The sequence below is a fragment of the Alistipes indistinctus YIT 12060 genome, assembly GCF_025144995.1.
GTDB classification, from domain to species: Bacteria; Bacteroidota; Bacteroidia; order Bacteroidales; family Rikenellaceae; genus Alistipes_A; species Alistipes_A indistinctus.
Genome location: NZ_CP102250.1, coordinates 2,094,013 through 2,110,396, shown reverse-complemented (window position 1 = coordinate 2,110,396; position 16,384 = coordinate 2,094,013). Strand labels below are relative to the sequence as shown.

The following is a 16,384-nucleotide window of genomic DNA, read 5'->3' as shown; positions in this document are numbered from 1 at the left end:
ACTATTTGGCATTAGCAGATTTACCGGCCTTGCGGCGGAGCTGTTCGCCCACGAACTTGATACCCTTGCCCTTGTAGGGTTCCGGCTTGCGCAGCGAGCGGATCTTGGCAGCCACCTGTCCGATGAGCTGCTTGTCGATGCTCTTGAGGGTGACGATCGGGTTGCTCTTCTTTTCGGTCACGGCCGTAGCGGTGATCTCCTTGGGCATCTCGAAGTAGATATCGTGAGAGTAACCGAGGCTCATCTGCAGGACGCTGCCCTGCATTTCGGCCTTGTAACCGACACCCACCAGCTCCTGCTGGATCTGGTAGCCTTCGGATACGCCTACGACCATGTTATGGATCAACGAACGGTACAGGCCGTGCATCGAACGGTGGCGGGGCTGATCGGTCGGACGGGTGACGTGCACCTCATTTCCCTCGACGGTGACGGTAATATCCGAGTCCACCTTCTGGCTCAGCGTCCCGAGAGGTCCTTTCACGCTTACCACGTTGTCGGGACTAACCGTGACGGTCACCCCGGCGGGCAGGTTTACAGGTAATTTTCCAATTCTTGACATGATTCTTGTCTTAAAAAAACATTAATAAACATAGCACATCACCTCGCCGCCCACATTTTCCTGGCGGGCCTTCTTGTCGGTCATAATACCCTTAGAGGTGGAAACCACGGCGATACCCAGACCGTTCAGTACGCGCGGCATATCGGCGGCGCTGCAATAGCGGCGCAGACCCGGACGGCTCACACGTTTGAGGCCCTTGATGGCGTTGGTCTTGGTTTCGGGGTGGTACTTCAGCGCGATCTTGATGACCGGCTTACCCTGCTCGTTCGTATCCTCCTTGTAGGCCAGGATGTAACCCTGTTCGAAGAGAACACGGGTGATCTCGAGCTTCAGTTTCGATGCGGGAGCTTCAACCACCTTGTGGTTGGCTTTCACCGCGTTCCTGACTCGCGTCAGGAAATCCGCAATAGGATCAGTCATTGTGTTTTAAAATAAAATTAATACCGGCCTTCAGCACTTTGCGGGCAAAGCGCCCGGCCTTCGGGTTGAATTCGTTGCGTCCCCGGAGACAAACTCCGGACTTGTTTTACGGGACGACGCGGCAGGGGGTGTCCCCCCTCCGCGGCAGATCCGTAAAAATCAGGCGGTAAAGGTAAGAAAAAAAAATCGTACCGTCAAAAGGCTTCCGGGAAACCGCCCGGTCCGGTTTTCGTCCGGCGGCGGCACACCCTTCGTCCTCCGGCGCCCGGGCCTCGCGGCACATGGCGCCCCGCAGGCTACCAGCTGGCTTTCTTCACGCCCGGGATCAGTCCCTGCGAAGCCATTTCGCGGAACTGGATACGGCTGATGCCGAACTGGCGCATGTATCCTTTCGGACGGCCCGTCAGCTTGCAGCGGTTGTGCAGGCGGATCGGGTTCGAGTTGCGCGGCAGCTTGGCCAGACCTTCCTGGTCGCCGGCTTCTTTCAGAGCGGCGCGTTTGGCAGCGTAGCGTTCCACCAGCTTGAGGCGTTTCACCTCACGGGCCTTCATCGATTCTTTTGCCATGTCTTATGCGTTCTTTTTTGCGTTTTTAAACGGTAAGCCGAACTGCTTGAGAAGCGCGTAGGCCTCTTCGTCAGTTTTGGCCGTAGTCACGAAAGTGATCTCCATACCCAGGATCTTGTTGATCTTGTCGATGTCGATCTCCGGGAAGATGATCTGCTCGGTAATGCCCAGGGTGTAGTTGCCCTGGCCGTCGAACTTGTCGTTGATCCCCTTGAAGTCGCGGATACGCGGCAGGGCAACGGCAACGAGCCTTTCGAGGAACTCGTACATCTTGTTCTGGCGGAGCGTCACGCGGGCGCCGATCGGCATCCCCTTGCGGAGTTTGAAGTTCGAGATATCCTTCTTAGAACGGGTGGTCACAGCCCTCTGGCCGGTGATCTTCGTCAGCTCTTCGATGGCGGTCTCCAGAATCTTCTTGTCGCCGATGGCCTGGCCCAGACCCTGGTTGATCACGATCTTCTCGAGGACGGGGACCTGCATCACGCTGCTGTAGTTGAATTCCTTGACAAGGGCCGGGACTACCTGCTCCTTGTACATTTTCTTAAGCGTAGGAACGTAAGCCATTATTTAATCTCCTCCCCTGACTTTTTTGAATAACGTACTAATTTGCCGTCTGCACCCTCCTTGCGGCCCACACGGGTCGCCTTGCCGCTTTTCGCGTCTACAGGCTGCAGGTTCGAGATGTGGATCGAGGCCTCCTGCTTCACGATACCACCCTGGGGATTCTTCGCGTTGGGCTTGGTGTGTTTAGACACCATGTTCACGCCTTCGACGATCGCACGCTCCTTTTCGACCAGGACCTTGAGCACTTTGCCCGTCTGGCCCTTGCTGTCGCCGGCGTTCACGATTACCGTGTCCCCTTTTTTGATATGTAATTTAACTGACATCTTTTAACCTGTTTAAGATTACAATACTTCCGGCGCCAATGAGATGATCTTCATGTACGAGTCGCGCAGCTCGCGGGCTACCGGCCCGAAGATACGCGTGCCGCGCATCTCGCCCTGGTTGTTGAGAAGCACCACGGCGTTGTCGTCGAAACGGATGTACGAGCCGTTCGTGCGGCGGATCTCCTTGGCGGTACGTACCACCACGGCCTTCGAAACGGTACCCTTCTTAACGTCGCCCGACGGGGTGGCGCTCTTCACGGTCACCACAATTTTATCGCCGATGGTGGCATAGCGCTTGCCCGTGCCACCCAGTACGCGGATACAGAGAACCTCTTTGGCCCCGCTGTTGTCGGCTACTGACAGTCTGCTTTCTTGTTGTATCATGGCTTACTTCGCTCTTTCAATGATTTCTACTAATCTCCAACGCTTGGTCTTGCTCAGGGGGCGGGTCTCGGCGATGCGGACCGTATCCCCTGCGTTGCAGCTGTTGGCGTCGTCGTGTGCGACAAATTTCTTGGTCTTGTTCACGAACTTGCCGTAGATCGGATGTTTCTCCTTACGCTTGATGGCAACCGTAATGGATTTATCCATCTTGTTGCTGACAACCACCCCGATTCTTTCTTTTCTGAGATTTCTTTCCATGGGTAATTACGCTTTTACAGTTTCTTTCTGGCCCAGAATCGTCAGCATGCGAGCGATATCCCTGCGGGCCTTTCTGATCAGGGTGGGATTCTCTACCGGTGAGACGGCATGGTTGACCTTCATGCGAAGAAGGTTGGCCTTCTCTGCCTCGATCCGCTCTGCGAGTTCCGCTGCGGAAAGTTCTCTGATTTCTGAAGTTTTCATGTCTCTCTTAGATTGATGTTTCGGTATAGTCTCGTCTCACAATGAACTTGGTGGTAATCGGAAGCTTCTGGGCACCCAGGCGGAGCGCTTCCTGCGCAATGGCCAGGGGCACGCCTTCGGCTTCGAAGAGGATGCGGCCGGGGGTAACGGGGGCCACGAATCCTTCGGGAGCACCCTTACCTTTACCCATACGCACCTCAGCGGGTTTCTTCGTGATCGGCTTGTCCGGGAAGATCCGGATCCAAAGCTGACCTTCACGTTTCATATAGCGCACGATAGCCTGACGTGCGGCCTCGATCTGACGGCCGGTAATCCAGGTGGACTCCATAGCCTTGATGCCGAAGGAACCGAACGCAAGCTGGGCTCCGCGCTGGGCGTTGCCTTTCATGCGCCCCTTCTGCATCCTTCTGAATTTCGTTCTTTTTGGCTGTAACATTGTTGTATCGCTTTAAGAAGTCCTACTTATTCGATTTTCTGTCCCTGCCGCCGCGACGGTCGCCACGGCCGCGACGGTCGCCGCGATCGCCACGTTCACCGCGGAAACCTCCGCGGTCACCGCCCTGAGAAGGCGCAGCGCCGGTGATTTCGAACAGGTCGCGTTTGGCATATACCTCACCGTTGCAAATCCACACTTTCACGCCGAGGATACCCACCTTCGTGAGTGCCTCGCACAGCGCGTAGTCGATGTCGGCGCGGAACGTGTGCAGCGGAATACGGCCCTCTTTGAAGGTCTCGCTGCGGGCCATTTCGGCGCCGCCCACGCGGCCCGAGATCTGGATCTTCACGCCTTCGGCGCCCATGCGCATCGTCGAAGCGATGGCGGTCTTCACGGCGCGGCGGTAAGAGATACGGCCTTCGAGCTGGCGGGCGATGTTGTTGCCGACGATCACGGCGTCCAGTTCGGGACGTTTTACCTCGAAGATATTGATCTGAACCTCCTTGCCGGTGAGTTTGCGCAGCTCTTCCTTCAGCTTGTCGACCTCCTGGCCGCCTTTGCCGATGATGATGCCGGGACGGGCCGTCGAGATGGTGACGGTCACCAGTTTCAGCGTACGCTCGATGATGATCTTCGAGATGCTTGCTTTGGCCAGACGGGCGCCCAGGTATTTACGAATCTTGGAGTCTTCGACCAGCTTGCTCGAAAAATCCTTGCCGCCGTACCAGTTGGAATCCCAACCGCGTACGATACCGAGTCTGTTTGCTATCGGATTAACTTTCTGTCCCATCTGCTTTGCTTTTTTTATCTTCTTTAACTACCATTTTGTCCACCACGATCGTCACGCTGTTCGAGCGCTTGCGGATGCGGTGGGCGCGACCCTGGGGCGCAGCCTGGATACGTTTGAGCATCGTGCCGCCGTTGACAAAAATCTCGCTTACGCAGAGCTTGTTGTCCTCGAGGCGCTGACCCTCGTTCTTCTGCTCCCAGTTGGCGATGGCCGAACGAAGCAGTTTTTCCAATTTGATCGAGGCCGCCTTCTTGCTGAAGCGAAGCATACCCAAAGCCCGGTTGATCTCAACGCCGCGGATCGTGTCGGCCACGATGCGCATCTTCAGAGGCGAGGTAGGACAATCGTTCAGGATCGCGATCGCCTTCTGCTTCTTTTCGGCTTTGTACTGTTCGGCCATTATGTGTTTTCTTGAACCCATCTTTACCTACTATTTTTTCTTGTTACCTGAATGGCCACGGAAGGTACGAGTCGGGGCGAATTCGCCCAGCTTGTGACCCACCATGTTCTCTGTTACATAGACCGGGATAAACTTGTTCCCGTTGTGGACGGCGATCGTCTGGCCGACGAAATCGGGCGAGATCATGCTCGCACGCGACCACGTCTTGATGACGCTCTTCTTCCCCCCCTCGTTCTGCGCGATCACCCGCGACTCCAACTTGGGTTCGATATACGGTCCTTTTTTTAATGAACGGCTCATTACGCTACTATTTTAAATTTATTTTTTCCTTCCTGATACAATGAACTTAGAAGTGGTTTTCTTCGGGTTCCGGGTTTTGTAGCCCTTGGCCAGAAGACCTTTGCGCGAGCGGGGATGGCCTCCCGAGCTGCGTCCTTCACCACCACCCATCGGGTGATCCACCGGGTTCATCGTCACACCGCGGTTGCGCGGACGGCGGCCCAGCCAGCGGCGGCGGCCGGCCTTACCGTGCGATTCGAGGCTGTGGTCGGGGTTCGACACGGCTCCGATCGTAGCGCGGCAGGTAACGAGTACCATGCGAGTCTCGCCCGAAGGAAGTTTGATAATAGCGAATTTACCTTCACGAGCCAGAAGCTGTGCGTAGGTACCGGCACTGCGCGCCATCGCGGCGCCCTGGCCGGGGTAGAGTTCAATGTTGTGTACCACCGTACCCAGCGGAATGTCCGCGAGGAACAGCGTGTTGCCCACTTCGGGAGCCGCACCGGCGCCCGTAGAGACTACTTGGCCGACCTTCAGCCCGTTGGGAGCCAGCATATAGCGCTTCTCGCCGTCGGGGTAAGCCAGCAACGCGATGCGTGCCGAACGGTTCGGGTCGTATTCGATGGTCTTGACCGTAGCGGCCATGGTATCCTTATCGCGTTTGAAGTCGATGACGCGGTACATCTTCTTGTGGCCGCCGCCGATGTAACGGACGGTCATCTTACCGCTGTTGTTACGGCCGCCGGAGTTCTTCAGCGGAGCCAACAGCGACTTCTCGGGTGTGGACGAAGTAATATCGTCGAAGGTACCGATCACTTTGTGGCGGGTACCCGGGGTCATGGGTTTGAATTTTCTTACTGCCATCTCTCTTAGATATTACTGTAAAAATCAATCTTGTCGCCGTCCTTGAGCGTTACGAACGCCTTCTTGAAGTTGTTCGCACGGCCGCTCAGCAGACCGGCGCGCGTGTAGCGGCTTTTGGCCTTGCCCATGTAGTTGGCGGTGTTGACCTCGGTCACGACCACCCCGTACATCGCTTCGACGGCCGCCTTGATTTCCAGCTTATTGGCCCTCGGATCCACGATGAAACCGTAACGGTTCAGCTTATCGCCCTGAGCCGTCATTCTCTCGGTTAAAATTGGCTTAATTAAAATATCCATTTCTCTTGAATGATTACAATCCGAACATTTGGTTAACGGCCTCTACCGAAGTCTCGGCCAGCACGATGCCCGCTGCGTTCATCACGTCGTAAGTGTTCAGGTTCGAAGCCGGAATCACCTTCACGTTCTGAAGGTTGCGTGCGGACAGGGAGACTACCGGGTTGGTCTCGGGGAGCACCACCAGGATCTTCTTGCCGTCGAGCTTGAGGTTTTTGGTAATGGCGATGAACTCCTTGGTTTTGGGAGCCTCCATAGCGAAGTCTTCCACCACGGTAATCGCATTATCCTTGGCCTTGTAGGTCAGCGCGCTCTTACGGGCGAGCTGCTTGAGTTTCTTGTTCAGCTTGAAGCTGTAGTCGCGGGGAACCGGACCGAATACGCGGCCGCCGCCCGGGAACAACGGAGAAAGAATGCTGCCGCTGCGTGCGCCGCCGGTACCTTTCTGCTTCTTCAGCTTGCGGGTCGAACCCATCACTTCATTACGCTGCTTCGATTTGTGCGTGCCCTGGCGTTTGTTGGCCAGATACTGCTTCACATCGAGATAAATCGCATGGTTGTTAGGTTCGATACCGAAAATCTCATCGTTCAGGGTGGCCTTCTTGCCGGTCTCTGCGCCTGAAATATTATAAATTGCTACTTCCATCTTAGTCTTCGATTAATAAGTATGAACCTTTGGCGCCGGGAATGGAGCCTTTCACCAGAAGCAGGTTGTTCTCGGGAAGCTTCTTGAGGATACGCAGGTTGAGCACCTTGACCTGGTCGCCGCCCGTCTGGCCCGGCAGGCGCTTGCCCTTGAACACGCGCGAGGGGTAAGACGACGCACCCAGCGAACCGGGTTTGCGCTGACGGTTGTGCTGGCCGTGGGTCTGGCCGCCGACACCGGCGAAGCCGTGGCGTTTCACAACGCCCTGGAAACCTTTTCCCTTTGAAATACCGGTCACGTCGACCCAGTCGTTGTCCTCGAAAACGTCTACCGTGAGCACGTCGCCCAGGTTCAGCTCGCCTTCGAAGCTGCCGAACTCGGCCATCTTGCGCTTGGGAGCGACACCGGCCTTCTTGAAGTGGCCCAGCAGGCATTTGTTCGTGTTTTTCTCCGCTTTGTCGTCATAGGCAATCTGAACCGCCGAGTAGCCATCCTTCTCGACTGTTTTCACTTGCGTAACCACACACGGACCGGCCTCGATGACCGTGCACGGAATGTTCTTACCCTCTTCGTTGAACACCGAGGTCATTCCGATTTTCTTTCCAATTAGTCCTGACATTTTTGTCGTTTGGTTTGATTGTTTGAGAGCGCGTCCACTCGGAACGTCCATTGCTGCCGAACGTCGCCGGGCAACCTTCCCGAGCCTTCGCCCTTTGTAAAAGTGTTGCTATCGTGTTGAAAAATTCCGATCTGAACAACCGGGTGGGTCCCTGCTCCTGCGGGAGACGCGACCGGGCCGGCCGGAAGCCGGCAGCCGTCACGTCGTCCGAAGGTCGGAGCACCCCGCCCCGTCCTATCACACCTTGATCTCAACCTCCACACCGCTGGGCAGCTCGAGTTTCATCAGCGCGTCGATCGTTTTGGGCGTCGAGCTGTAGATGTCGAGGATACGTTTGCAGGTGGAAAGCTCGAACTGCTCGCGGGCCTTCTTGTTCACGAAGGTCGAGCGGTTCACCGTGAAGATCTTCTTCTGCGTCGGCAGCGGAATGGGTCCGCTGACCACGGCGCCGGTGCCCTTGACGGTCTTTACGATCTTCTCTGCCGACTTGTCGACCAGGTTGTGATCGTATGCTTTCAGTTTGATTCTTATTTTCTGGCTCATAATCTTGATTATTCTACGGATCCTTTTTTACCACTTGATTTCTCGATGATCTCCTTGGCCAGGCCTGCGGGTACTTCGTCGAAGTGCGAGAACTCCATCGAAGAGGTCGCGCGGCCCGAAGAGATCGTACGCAATACGGTCACATAACCGAACATCTCAGAGAGGGGAACCTTCGCGTTCACCACGCGAGCGGTGCCTTTGCTCTCCATGCCGTTGATCTGTCCGCGACGCTTGTTCAGGTCGCCGATGATGTCACCCATGTTCTCTTCGGGGGTCACCACCTCGACCGACATGATCGGTTCGAGAATAACGGGGGATGCCTTGCGAGCGGCTTCACGGAAACCGTTGCGGGCGCAGATTTCGAAAGAAAGCGCGTCGGAGTCGACCGGGTGGAACGATCCGTCGATCACCGTAACCTTCATGCTGTCGAGCGGGAAGCCTGCCAGCGGACCGTTGGTCATCGAAGACTCGAAGCCTTTCTGGATCGCAGGAATATACTCCTTGGGAATGTTACCGCCCTTGACAACATCCTCGAACTGCAGGCCGACCTTGCCTTCCTCGGAAGGACCGATCTCGAAGATAATGTCGGCGAACTTACCGCGGCCGCCGGTCTGCTTCTTGAACACCTCACGGTGCTGAACCTTCGATTTGAGCGACTCCTTGTAGTTCACCTGCGGGGCGCCCTGGCTGATCTCCACGCCGAATTCGCGTTTGAGACGGTCCACGATGATCTCGAGGTGAAGCTCGCCCATACCGCTGATGACGGTCTGGCCGCTGTCCTCGTCGGTCTTCACCGTGAAGGTCGGGTCTTCCTCGGAGAGCTTGCCCAGCGCGATGCCGAGCTTGTCAAGGTCTTTCTGCGTCTTGGGCTCGATAGCCAGACCGATCACCGGTTCGGGGAAGGTGATCGACTCGAGTACGATCGGATGGTTCTCGTCGCAGAGCGTATCGCCGGTGCGGATATCCTTGAAACCGACGGCAGCGCAGATGTCGCCGGCGCCCACGATTTCCATCGGGTTCTGCTTGTTGGCGTGCATCTGGTAGAGGCGGCTGATACGCTCCTTCTTGCCGCTGCGGCTGTTGTGCACATACGAACCGGCCTCGAGTTTACCGGAGTAAACACGGACAAAAGCCAGACGGCCTACAAACGGATCGGTGGCGATCTTGAAGGCCAGCCCGCAGAACGGGTCGCTCTCGGTCGGCTTGCGCGAAGTCTCTTCGCCGGTGCGCGGGTCGGTTCCGACCACTGCGTCGATATCCAGCGGAGAGGGCAGGAACGCCATCACGTAGTCGAGCAGCAGCTGGACGCCCTTGTTCTTGAACGACGAACCGCAGAGCATCGGAACGATCTGCATGCCGATAGTGGCCTTGCGGATCGCGGCGAGCAACTCGTCGGCAGTGATCGAATCGGGATCCTCGAAGAATTTCTCCATCAGCGCGTCGTCCGTCGCAGCGACCTCTTCGATCAGCTTCGCACGCCACTCGGCAGCCTCGGCTTTCATGTTCTCGGGAATCTCCTCGTAGGTATAATTGACCAGTTCGGCTTTTTTCGCATCGTCGTAAATGATAGCCCTATTATATATAAGGTCTACCAGGCCGGAAAATTTGTCTTCCGCGCCGATGGGCAGTACGACGGGCATCGCGGTGGCGCCGAGGCGCTCCTTGATCTGAGCGCAGACAGCCAGGAAGTCGGCTCCGGTACGGTCCATCTTGTTGACGTAACCCAAGCGGGGTACGCGGTACTTGTCGGCCTGACGCCATACGGTCTCGGACTGGGGCTCAACGCCGCCCACGGCGCAGAACGTCGCAACGGCGCCGTCCAGCACACGAAGCGAACGCTCCACCTCGGCGGTGAAGTCCACGTGGCCCGGGGTGTCGATCACGTTGATCTGGTAGGTCTGGTCCTTGTAGTGCCAGAAGGCGGTGGTAGCAGCCGAAGTGATGGTGATACCGCGCTCCTGCTCCTGAACCATCCAGTCCATCGTCGCAGCGCCTTCGTGAACCTCGCCGATCTTGTGGGTCTTACCGGTGTAGAAAAGGATACGCTCGGAGGTAGTGGTTTTACCGGCATCGATGTGAGCCATGATCCCGATATTCCTCGTAAATCTTAAATCTCTTGTCGCCATAAATTCTCTTTCCTCTACCGATTAAAATCTAAAGTGTGCAAATGCCTTGTTGGCCTCTGCCATGCGGTGCATCTCCTCCTTGCGTTTGAAGGCGGCACCTTCTTCGTTGTAAGCCGCCTGGATCTCGGCGGCCAGTTTTTCAGCCATGGAGTGGCCCGCGCGCTTGCGAGAGTAAAGGATAAGGTTTCTCATTGCCAAAGAAACTTTGCGCTCGGGTCTCACCTCCGTCGGCACCTGGAACGTAGCGCCGCCGACACGGCGGGACTTCACTTCGACCTGGGGAGTGATATTCTCCAGGGCCTTTTTCCAGATATCGAGGGGAGCCTTGTCTGCATCCTTCATCTTCTCGCCCACGATCTCTACGGCATCGTAGAAAATGTTGTAGGCAATACTCTTCTTACCATCCAGCATAAGGTTGTTGACGAACCTCGTCACAAGCACGTCTCCGAACTTGGGATCTGGAAGTAGAATTCGCTTTTTAGGCTTCGCTTTTCTCATTACTTAAAAATTGTTAAAAATCTTTGGGGTTTCAATTTCGTTCTTTGCATTACTTCTTCTTTGCGGCTGCCGCACCCTCTTTGGGCCGTTTGGCACCGTATTTCGAGCGGCGCTGACGGCGTCCGTCCACACCGGCCGAGTCCAGGGCGCCGCGCACCAGGTGGTAACGCACGCCGGGGAGGTCCTTCACACGGCCGCCGCGCACCAGCACGATCGAGTGCTCCTGCAGGTTGTGACCTTCGCCCGGAATGTAGGCGTTCACTTCCTTGCCGTTGGTCAGGCGAACCCTGGCCACCTTCCGCATCGCCGAGTTCGGCTTCTTCGGGGTCGTCGTGTACACACGCACACAAACGCCACGACGCTGCGGACACGCATCCAACGCCGGAGCCTTACTGGTAAAGCTGGGCGTCAATCTTCCTTTCCGTACTAACTGTTGAATCGTTGGCATTTCAAATCCTTTACTTTAATTACTTTATCCTTTACTCAAGGGCATAAAATCCCCTTACATTTATACAAAACGGACTGCAAAGATACCGCTTTTTTCCAAACCTGCAAATTCCCGCATGCTTTTTTCGCTGATAATCCGCTGTTTTAGGCGGTTATTCCATATTTTCACACCGTTTCATATATCGTTTTTACAAATGATTCCACAATTTTCATCAGAAAAACAAATACCACTGCATTAAGCTCTGACAATCAAACAATTACAAACAGAACAAAAAGAGGCCTGAAAAGTTCACCGTTTTCGATTATCTTTGCGAAAGGAACCGCCCGGCTGAAGGCCCACGTACGAAGGACGCGCGCCCGTCGCCGGGAAACCACCGAAAACAGTATGAAAAAACAGTTTTTCCTAAACCTGTCGCTCGCGCTGCTGCTTTGCACGGGCACAACCTTCGCCCAGCGGGTAGATACGGTAGCCGTACTGAGCCCGTCGATGCACAAAACCGTCAAAAGCGTCGTGGTACTGCCCGCCAGCTACGACCAATCGCCGGAGAAGCGGTATCCGGTCGTTTATCTGCTGCACGGGCACGGCGGCAACTACGCCGCCTACGTAAACCAGACACGGCCCCAACTCCCGCAGGACGCCTCGAATATGGAATTCATCGCGGTCTGCCCCGACGGCGGCAGGGACAGCTGGTACTGGGACAGCCCCGCCGACCCGAAAAACCGCTACGAAACATTCGTCGCTTCCGAATTGGTCAAATACATCGACAAGCATTACCGGACGAAAGCCGACCGCACCGGGCGTGCGATCACCGGTTTCAGCATGGGGGGCCACGGCGCGCTGTGGCTCGCGTTCCGCCACCCGGAGACCTTCGGGGCCTGCGGCTCGATGAGCGGCGGCGTGGACATCCGCCCCTTTCCCGACCAGTGGGGCATGAAACGCTGGCTCGGCGAATACGCCGACCATCCGAAAGTGTGGGACGACTACACGGTCGCAACACAACTCTACCGCCTGCGTCCCGAACCGCACGTACTGGGAGGCCGCAGCAACGACTGGCTCGGGAAATCGGAGGTGCGCCGTCCGGCGATCATCATCGACTGCGGTACGGACGACTTTTTCTACGGGGTCAACCTGGCGCTGCACGAAGCGATGCTGCACAACAACATCGCGCACACGTTCATCGTGCGCCCCGGGTCGCACAACCACGACTACTGGCGCAACGCACTGGAATACCAGCTGCTCTTCTTCCACAACTATTTCGACCGGGAAGCGCAGCCGCAATAGCCACTAAACCGGGAGAGCGCATGCCGGGACCCGGTGTAAGGCCGGAGAAAGCCGGCACAATACTGTTATCAGCATGAATAACGCAATGGATGCATGGATGCAAACGATTCCCTGGTGGGTCTGGCCCTTGGCCGTCTGGGACGCCGCATGGAAAATGGCCGGCTGCTGGAAAGCGGCCCGTAACGGCCACCTGGCCTGGTTCATCGGATTGGCCCTGCTCAACACCGTGGGCATCCTGCCGGTTATCTACATCCTGACGCACCGCAGCGAGCCGGCCAGCAAGCCCGGCGACCGGCACGACGATGCCTCCGGTCCGGCTCCGGAAAACTAAACGACAACTCTCTGCACGATGCTCAGGTACAATTTTCGCACGTCGGAACGCATGCCCGGGAAAAACAGATGGAGCTGTACGGTTTACACCGGAACCTGCAGCGAAAGAATCGCGCTGTCGGGGTTGCTGCTCGTAACGGCGGCGGCCATGCTGGTTGCACCGCTGTCGGCACGGGGTACCGAAAATACGCCGGGGAGCAGCCATATCTTTGCAACGGAAGCCGTGACAGCCACAGGGAACGCATCGCCCGCAGAGGAGATCGGCTCCATCGTGGCGGCAACGGCCCCGACAAGGAACCCGGCCGAAACATCCCCCCAGCCGCCTCCAACTACCGGCGCGGGGGCTGCGGCAAGCCGAACGCCCCGGGTCGATACGCTTACCGTCTGGAGCACGGCGATGCACAAACCGGTAAAAAATGTGGTGATCCTGCCCGCCGATTACGGACAGGACACTGCGCGGCGCTGGCCGGTGGTCTACCTGCTGCACGGTTTCCGCGGACGTTACGACACCTGGATCGGCAAGACGCAGCCCGGGCTGCCCGAAGCGGCCTCGCGCACGGGTGAGGTCATCGTCTGCCCCGACGGGGGTTACAGCAGTTGGTACTGGGACAGCCCCACAGACCCGTCGATGCGTTATGAAACCTATGTCGCGGAAGAGTTGGTCTCGGCGATCGACAGCCTTTACCGCACCCGGAACGGACGCGGGGGACGGGCGATCACCGGTTACAGCATGGGCGGACACGGCGCGCTGTACCTCGCGCTGCGGCACCCGGAGACCTTCGGGGCCTGCGGGTCGATGAGCGGCGGTGTGGAGCTGTGCCCCTTCCCGAAAAACTGGGACATCGAAAAGCGCCTCGGCCCCTACCGCGACAATCCGCAGCGGTGGGAAGAGTATTCGGTGATGGGACAGCTCTGGCGGGCCGTTCCGTTCAACGACCGCAGCCGGGAAGTGGCGGGCCTTCCCGCGCAGGATCCCTCGTCGGAACTGCAGCCGGGACAGCTGGCGATCTTTATCGACTGCGGCACCGAGGATTACTTTTACGCGGTAAACCTGCGCCTGCATGAAGAACTGCTCTACCGCAACGTCCCGCATGAATTCATCGTGCGTCCCGGACGGCACACGCACGACTATTGGCGCCATGCCGTGGAGTACCACCTGCTCTTTTTCCGCGATTTTTTCGCCCGGGAAATACAGCCCCAGTAACGCAGGAGCCCCCGGAAAATAAATACCGGGGCAGGAACAGGAAAAAGCCGAGGGCGGAAATACAAAAAACAAAAGCAGAGACAAAGGCGCGAACAAAAAGGCAGGCAGGAAGAGAGGCAGACCGAAGACCCGAAACAGCGACAGGAACGGAACAAGGGCAAGCGAACGCATGCAGCCGGCACGGCAGGACGGAAGCACCGGCGGGAGCCACACGCGGTTCCGGCCGATCCCGAACATCGACACCGATCCAAACGACCTGCGACAAAAAACAACGACACCATGGACAAACAGCATACCTTCACGCTCGAAGCCGAAGGCGACGAGCGCATCTGGCGGCAGATGAACGTGCACCTGCACCTCTACTCGTTCGACGCGGAAGGGAATCCCTGCGGCGTCGCTAGCGCCGACAACGGCAACGACCACACCGGAACGAAACTGAGCGTCACGACTCCCGTCCCGGCCGCCGAAACGGCCGTCTGCCTCTATGTGGTTCCGTGCGGGCTGCCCGAATCGGACCGAGTCTCGGATTCGCCGCCGCTGAAACTGACCCTGCGCGTACTGCGCGACGGCACGGTGATCGACACGCTCGAACGCCGGGTCAACCAGTTCGGCGGCGACCAGCTGATCGGGAAGCGGTACAAATAACAATACGAAACAGTACAAACGCCGGATGCCGACCCGGCAATACAGACTAAGACGCAGCCCTGGAGAAACCGGAAAGTATGCTCTATACGAACACAGGAAACAGGGCCGACCGTCTATCGGCCCTACGTTAATCGGGCCGCCAGTTTATCAGTCCGTCCCGTTTACCGGGAAGCGGCGGCTGTTCGCCGGGAAAGGGTCGCCGTTCACCGAAAACCGCTTGGACGGGAGCCGGAGGCAGTCTACTTTTGCGCCGAAACCCAAATCAGGAAAGCTATGAAATTCAATCCCGGCAAAACTTTCGGATGGCTGCTGCTGCTCGCGGCAACGGTACTGATCCTCTCGGTCACGGGAATCGTCCCCGGCTGGGCGATGCGCATGATCGTCTCGTGGCAGGCGCTGTTCGTACTGCTCGGGGTACACCTGCTGCTGACACGGCGCGACGGATTCGGGTGCGCCGTCCTCTGCACGGGAGCCTACTTCATGATCCCGCACGTTTACCGGGTGCTGGGCATGCCGATGCCTTTCGAGAAGAGCCTGCTCACGACCCTCTTTTTCGCCGCACTGTTCTTAGCGGCGGGGCTTGAAATGCTAAAAGCGGGACGCAAATGGCACGCCTCGGATAAAAAATTCCTCGAAGTGAAAACCGGGAAAAAAGGCGTGCCGCAAATTTCCTGCGCCTTCGGACAGATCGACCACGCCATTATCGAAAAACCGTTCCGAGGCGCGGTAGCCTCTACCGCTTTCGGCGAAACCCGCCTCAACCTGACGCACACGAACCTGCCCGAGGGGGACTCCTTCCTGGAAGTCAACAACGCCTTTGCAACGACGAAGATCACCGTACCGGCTTCGTGGTGCGTACAGGTCACGGTCGGCTCGTTCATGGGCGATATCAAAGACCGGCGGACAGAAAAGGCTCCGGCCGGCGACCGGCGACTGATCGTCCGCGGAGCGAACGCCTTCGGTTCGATCGAACTCGAAAGCGCGGGCGAAGCCGTCTCCGCAGACGAAAGCACCGAAGAGAAACCGGAAACCATCTCCGTGAAGCACAACAACCGCGTGCACATCATCCCGCTCGACGAACTGTTCTACATCCAGGCCGACGGGGACTACGTGACGCTCTGCACCGCACAGGGAAATTTCCTCAAGGAGCAGACGATGAAATATTTCCAGCAGACACTGCCCCCGGCACGTTTCGTCCGCATCCACCGCTCCTACATCGTCAGCCTCGCCGAGATCGCCTCGGTCGACTGCCGGGGCAAAGAGAGCTACTACGTGATCCTCAAAAACGGTACGGCGCTGCGTACCAGCACGACCGGCTACCAGGAACTGAGGCAGAAATTGGAAATCTGATTCGGCAAAAAATCAGGAAAAACGAGAAAAAGCAAAGCCGAAAAAGGACACAAGCAGCCCGGGAAAAGGTCGAAGATAAAAAAGCGGGGACAAAGCACGGGTAAACCGGAAACAAAACAAGAGCCGACCGGAGGCGGTCGGAAGAAAGTGTGTGAATAAATAATAAAGAGAGAGAGAGAGAGAGAACCCCTACATAAACAAAACAACGAGCGGCGCAGATGTTATCTGCGCCGCTCGTTCCAATTCCAGGCCGTTACCGTACCGGATCGTAATCCTCCGCAGCCGGAGTGGACGATGCACCGGCGATCTTAAAACCCGGAACCGAGACCAAACCGGAGCCGGAACCGGGCCTGC

Annotated in this window: 25 protein-coding genes; 5 read left to right on the top strand and 20 right to left on the bottom strand. The window is 57.3% G+C overall.

Going from position 1 to position 16,384, the window contains the following annotated elements:
- Position 1 precedes the first annotated feature (1 nt).
- The 20 genes from rplF to rpsL form a co-directional block, all read right to left on the bottom strand.
- Positions 2–559, bottom strand: a complete 558-nt coding sequence (rplF, locus tag NQ495_RS08835) for a 50S ribosomal protein L6 (protein WP_009132876.1) — start codon at positions 557–559, stop codon at positions 2–4.
- A 21-nt stretch (positions 560–580) separates the two neighbouring features.
- Complete coding sequence (gene rpsH, locus NQ495_RS08830; RefSeq protein WP_009132875.1) at positions 581–979, bottom strand: 30S ribosomal protein S8; 399 nt, start codon at positions 977–979, stop codon at positions 581–583.
- A 296-nt stretch (positions 980–1,275) separates the two neighbouring features.
- Positions 1,276–1,545 (bottom strand): 30S ribosomal protein S14, encoded by a 270-nt coding sequence (rpsN, locus tag NQ495_RS08825; protein WP_040294092.1) that lies wholly within the window; start codon positions 1,543–1,545, stop codon positions 1,276–1,278.
- 3 nt (positions 1,546–1,548) lie between these two features.
- Positions 1,549–2,109 carry a 50S ribosomal protein L5 gene (gene rplE, locus NQ495_RS08820; protein ID WP_009132873.1) on the bottom strand — a complete coding sequence of 187 codons (561 nt, stop codon included), beginning with the start codon at positions 2,107–2,109 and terminating at the stop codon, positions 1,549–1,551.
- On the bottom strand, positions 2,109–2,432 hold the full coding sequence (gene rplX, locus NQ495_RS08815; protein ID WP_009132872.1) for a 50S ribosomal protein L24: 324 nt from the start codon (positions 2,430–2,432) through the stop codon (positions 2,109–2,111). The genes rplE and rplX overlap by 1 nt, the downstream gene beginning before the upstream one ends.
- Before the next feature lie 18 nt (positions 2,433–2,450).
- Entirely contained in the window at positions 2,451–2,816 is a 366-nt protein-coding gene (gene rplN / locus NQ495_RS08810; protein ID WP_009132871.1) for a 50S ribosomal protein L14, read from the bottom strand.
- A 3-nt stretch (positions 2,817–2,819) separates the two neighbouring features.
- Positions 2,820–3,074 (bottom strand): 30S ribosomal protein S17, encoded by a 255-nt coding sequence (gene rpsQ / locus NQ495_RS08805; protein WP_009132870.1) that lies wholly within the window; start codon positions 3,072–3,074, stop codon positions 2,820–2,822.
- 6 nt (positions 3,075–3,080) lie between these two features.
- A complete protein-coding gene (gene rpmC / locus NQ495_RS08800; RefSeq protein ID WP_009132869.1) occupies positions 3,081–3,278 on the bottom strand; it encodes a 50S ribosomal protein L29 in 198 nt (65 codons plus the stop codon).
- 7 nt (positions 3,279–3,285) lie between these two features.
- On the bottom strand, positions 3,286–3,714 hold the full coding sequence (gene rplP, locus NQ495_RS08795) for a 50S ribosomal protein L16 (protein ID WP_040294091.1): 429 nt from the start codon (positions 3,712–3,714) through the stop codon (positions 3,286–3,288).
- Positions 3,715–3,736: 22 nt separating this feature from the next.
- A complete protein-coding gene (gene rpsC / locus NQ495_RS08790; protein ID WP_009132867.1) occupies positions 3,737–4,504 on the bottom strand; it encodes a 30S ribosomal protein S3 in 768 nt (255 codons plus the stop codon).
- Entirely contained in the window at positions 4,488–4,925 is a 438-nt protein-coding gene (gene rplV, locus NQ495_RS08785; RefSeq protein ID WP_009132866.1) for a 50S ribosomal protein L22, read from the bottom strand. The genes rpsC and rplV overlap by 17 nt, the downstream gene beginning before the upstream one ends.
- A gap of 9 nt (positions 4,926–4,934) precedes the next feature.
- Positions 4,935–5,204 carry a 30S ribosomal protein S19 gene (rpsS, locus tag NQ495_RS08780; protein WP_009132865.1) on the bottom strand — a complete coding sequence of 90 codons (270 nt, stop codon included), beginning with the start codon at positions 5,202–5,204 and terminating at the stop codon, positions 4,935–4,937.
- Positions 5,205–5,222: 18 nt separating this feature from the next.
- Entirely contained in the window at positions 5,223–6,047 is an 825-nt protein-coding gene (gene rplB, locus NQ495_RS08775; RefSeq protein ID WP_040294090.1) for a 50S ribosomal protein L2, read from the bottom strand.
- Between the two features lie 5 nt (positions 6,048–6,052).
- Positions 6,053–6,343, bottom strand: a complete 291-nt coding sequence (rplW, locus tag NQ495_RS08770; protein WP_040294089.1) for a 50S ribosomal protein L23 — start codon at positions 6,341–6,343, stop codon at positions 6,053–6,055.
- Between the two features lie 13 nt (positions 6,344–6,356).
- Positions 6,357–6,986, bottom strand: coding sequence for a 50S ribosomal protein L4 (gene rplD / locus NQ495_RS08765; RefSeq protein WP_009132862.1), 630 nt, complete (start codon positions 6,984–6,986; stop codon positions 6,357–6,359).
- Between the two features lies 1 nt (position 6,987).
- Positions 6,988–7,605 carry a 50S ribosomal protein L3 gene (gene rplC / locus NQ495_RS08760; RefSeq protein ID WP_040294088.1) on the bottom strand — a complete coding sequence of 206 codons (618 nt, stop codon included), beginning with the start codon at positions 7,603–7,605 and terminating at the stop codon, positions 6,988–6,990.
- A gap of 237 nt (positions 7,606–7,842) precedes the next feature.
- On the bottom strand, positions 7,843–8,148 hold the full coding sequence (rpsJ, locus tag NQ495_RS08755; protein WP_009132860.1) for a 30S ribosomal protein S10: 306 nt from the start codon (positions 8,146–8,148) through the stop codon (positions 7,843–7,845).
- A gap of 8 nt (positions 8,149–8,156) precedes the next feature.
- Positions 8,157–10,274: an elongation factor G gene (gene fusA, locus NQ495_RS08750; RefSeq protein WP_009132859.1), complete on the bottom strand. Its 2,118-nt coding sequence runs from the start codon at positions 10,272–10,274 to the stop codon at positions 8,157–8,159.
- 21 nt (positions 10,275–10,295) lie between these two features.
- Complete coding sequence (gene rpsG / locus NQ495_RS08745; RefSeq protein ID WP_009132858.1) at positions 10,296–10,772, bottom strand: 30S ribosomal protein S7; 477 nt, start codon at positions 10,770–10,772, stop codon at positions 10,296–10,298.
- 49 nt (positions 10,773–10,821) lie between these two features.
- Positions 10,822–11,220 (bottom strand): 30S ribosomal protein S12, encoded by a 399-nt coding sequence (rpsL, locus tag NQ495_RS08740; RefSeq protein WP_009132857.1) that lies wholly within the window; start codon positions 11,218–11,220, stop codon positions 10,822–10,824.
- A 384-nt stretch (positions 11,221–11,604) separates the two neighbouring features.
- Here rpsL and NQ495_RS08735 point away from each other — a divergent pair, with 384 nt between their 5' ends.
- From NQ495_RS08735 to NQ495_RS08715, 5 genes are all read left to right on the top strand, one after another.
- A complete protein-coding gene (locus NQ495_RS08735) occupies positions 11,605–12,501 on the top strand; it encodes an alpha/beta hydrolase (protein ID WP_009132856.1) in 897 nt (298 codons plus the stop codon).
- A gap of 73 nt (positions 12,502–12,574) precedes the next feature.
- Positions 12,575–12,832: a DUF5652 family protein gene (locus NQ495_RS08730; RefSeq protein ID WP_147513001.1), complete on the top strand. Its 258-nt coding sequence runs from the start codon at positions 12,575–12,577 to the stop codon at positions 12,830–12,832.
- Between the two features lie 18 nt (positions 12,833–12,850).
- The gene (locus tag NQ495_RS08725) at positions 12,851–14,035 is read left to right on the top strand and encodes an alpha/beta hydrolase (RefSeq protein ID WP_009132854.1); all 1,185 of its coding nucleotides are present in this window, start codon (positions 12,851–12,853) and stop codon (positions 14,033–14,035) included.
- 279 nt (positions 14,036–14,314) lie between these two features.
- Positions 14,315–14,680, top strand: a complete 366-nt coding sequence (locus NQ495_RS08720) for a hypothetical protein (protein WP_009132853.1) — start codon at positions 14,315–14,317, stop codon at positions 14,678–14,680.
- Positions 14,681–14,953: 273 nt separating this feature from the next.
- Complete coding sequence (locus NQ495_RS08715) at positions 14,954–16,030, top strand: LytTR family transcriptional regulator DNA-binding domain-containing protein (RefSeq protein WP_009132852.1); 1,077 nt, start codon at positions 14,954–14,956, stop codon at positions 16,028–16,030.
- Positions 16,031–16,384 lie beyond the last annotated feature (354 nt).

What these genes read in the sequence shown, in the direction of transcription:
- rplF (WP_009132876.1), bottom strand. Translation starts at nt 559, where the DNA reads ATGTCAAGAATTGGAAAATTACCTGTAAACCTGCCCGCCGGGGTGACC.
- rplP (WP_040294091.1), bottom strand. Translation starts at nt 3,714, where the DNA reads ATGTTACAGCCAAAAAGAACGAAATTCAGAAGGATGCAGAAGGGGCGC.
- rpsC (WP_009132867.1), bottom strand. Translation starts at nt 4,504, where the DNA reads ATGGGACAGAAAGTTAATCCGATAGCAAACAGACTCGGTATCGTACGC.
- rplC (WP_040294088.1), bottom strand. Translation starts at nt 7,605, where the DNA reads ATGTCAGGACTAATTGGAAAGAAAATCGGAATGACCTCGGTGTTCAAC.
- rplE (WP_009132873.1), bottom strand. Translation starts at nt 2,109, where the DNA reads ATGGCTTACGTTCCTACGCTTAAGAAAATGTACAAGGAGCAGGTAGTC.
- rplD (WP_009132862.1), bottom strand. Translation starts at nt 6,986, where the DNA reads ATGGAAGTAGCAATTTATAATATTTCAGGCGCAGAGACCGGCAAGAAG.
- rpsN (WP_040294092.1), bottom strand. Translation starts at nt 1,545, where the DNA reads ATGGCAAAAGAATCGATGAAGGCCCGTGAGGTGAAACGCCTCAAGCTG.
- rplX (WP_009132872.1), bottom strand. Translation starts at nt 2,432, where the DNA reads ATGTCAGTTAAATTACATATCAAAAAAGGGGACACGGTAATCGTGAAC.
- NQ495_RS08725 (WP_009132854.1), top strand. Translation starts at nt 12,851, where the DNA reads ATGCTCAGGTACAATTTTCGCACGTCGGAACGCATGCCCGGGAAAAAC.
- rpsG (WP_009132858.1), bottom strand. Translation starts at nt 10,772, where the DNA reads ATGAGAAAAGCGAAGCCTAAAAAGCGAATTCTACTTCCAGATCCCAAG.
- rplV (WP_009132866.1), bottom strand. Translation starts at nt 4,925, where the DNA reads ATGGGTTCAAGAAAACACATAATGGCCGAACAGTACAAAGCCGAAAAG.
- rplN (WP_009132871.1), bottom strand. Translation starts at nt 2,816, where the DNA reads ATGATACAACAAGAAAGCAGACTGTCAGTAGCCGACAACAGCGGGGCC.
- rplW (WP_040294089.1), bottom strand. Translation starts at nt 6,343, where the DNA reads ATGGATATTTTAATTAAGCCAATTTTAACCGAGAGAATGACGGCTCAG.
- NQ495_RS08715 (WP_009132852.1), top strand. Translation starts at nt 14,954, where the DNA reads ATGAAATTCAATCCCGGCAAAACTTTCGGATGGCTGCTGCTGCTCGCG.
- rpsJ (WP_009132860.1), bottom strand. Translation starts at nt 8,148, where the DNA reads ATGAGCCAGAAAATAAGAATCAAACTGAAAGCATACGATCACAACCTG.
- NQ495_RS08730 (WP_147513001.1), top strand. Translation starts at nt 12,575, where the DNA reads ATGAATAACGCAATGGATGCATGGATGCAAACGATTCCCTGGTGGGTC.
- NQ495_RS08735 (WP_009132856.1), top strand. Translation starts at nt 11,605, where the DNA reads ATGAAAAAACAGTTTTTCCTAAACCTGTCGCTCGCGCTGCTGCTTTGC.
- rpsS (WP_009132865.1), bottom strand. Translation starts at nt 5,204, where the DNA reads ATGAGCCGTTCATTAAAAAAAGGACCGTATATCGAACCCAAGTTGGAG.
- rpmC (WP_009132869.1), bottom strand. Translation starts at nt 3,278, where the DNA reads ATGAAAACTTCAGAAATCAGAGAACTTTCCGCAGCGGAACTCGCAGAG.
- rpsL (WP_009132857.1), bottom strand. Translation starts at nt 11,220, where the DNA reads ATGCCAACGATTCAACAGTTAGTACGGAAAGGAAGATTGACGCCCAGC.
- fusA (WP_009132859.1), bottom strand. Translation starts at nt 10,274, where the DNA reads ATGGCGACAAGAGATTTAAGATTTACGAGGAATATCGGGATCATGGCT.
- rplB (WP_040294090.1), bottom strand. Translation starts at nt 6,047, where the DNA reads ATGGCAGTAAGAAAATTCAAACCCATGACCCCGGGTACCCGCCACAAA.
- NQ495_RS08720 (WP_009132853.1), top strand. Translation starts at nt 14,315, where the DNA reads ATGGACAAACAGCATACCTTCACGCTCGAAGCCGAAGGCGACGAGCGC.
- rpsH (WP_009132875.1), bottom strand. Translation starts at nt 979, where the DNA reads ATGACTGATCCTATTGCGGATTTCCTGACGCGAGTCAGGAACGCGGTG.
- rpsQ (WP_009132870.1), bottom strand. Translation starts at nt 3,074, where the DNA reads ATGGAAAGAAATCTCAGAAAAGAAAGAATCGGGGTGGTTGTCAGCAAC.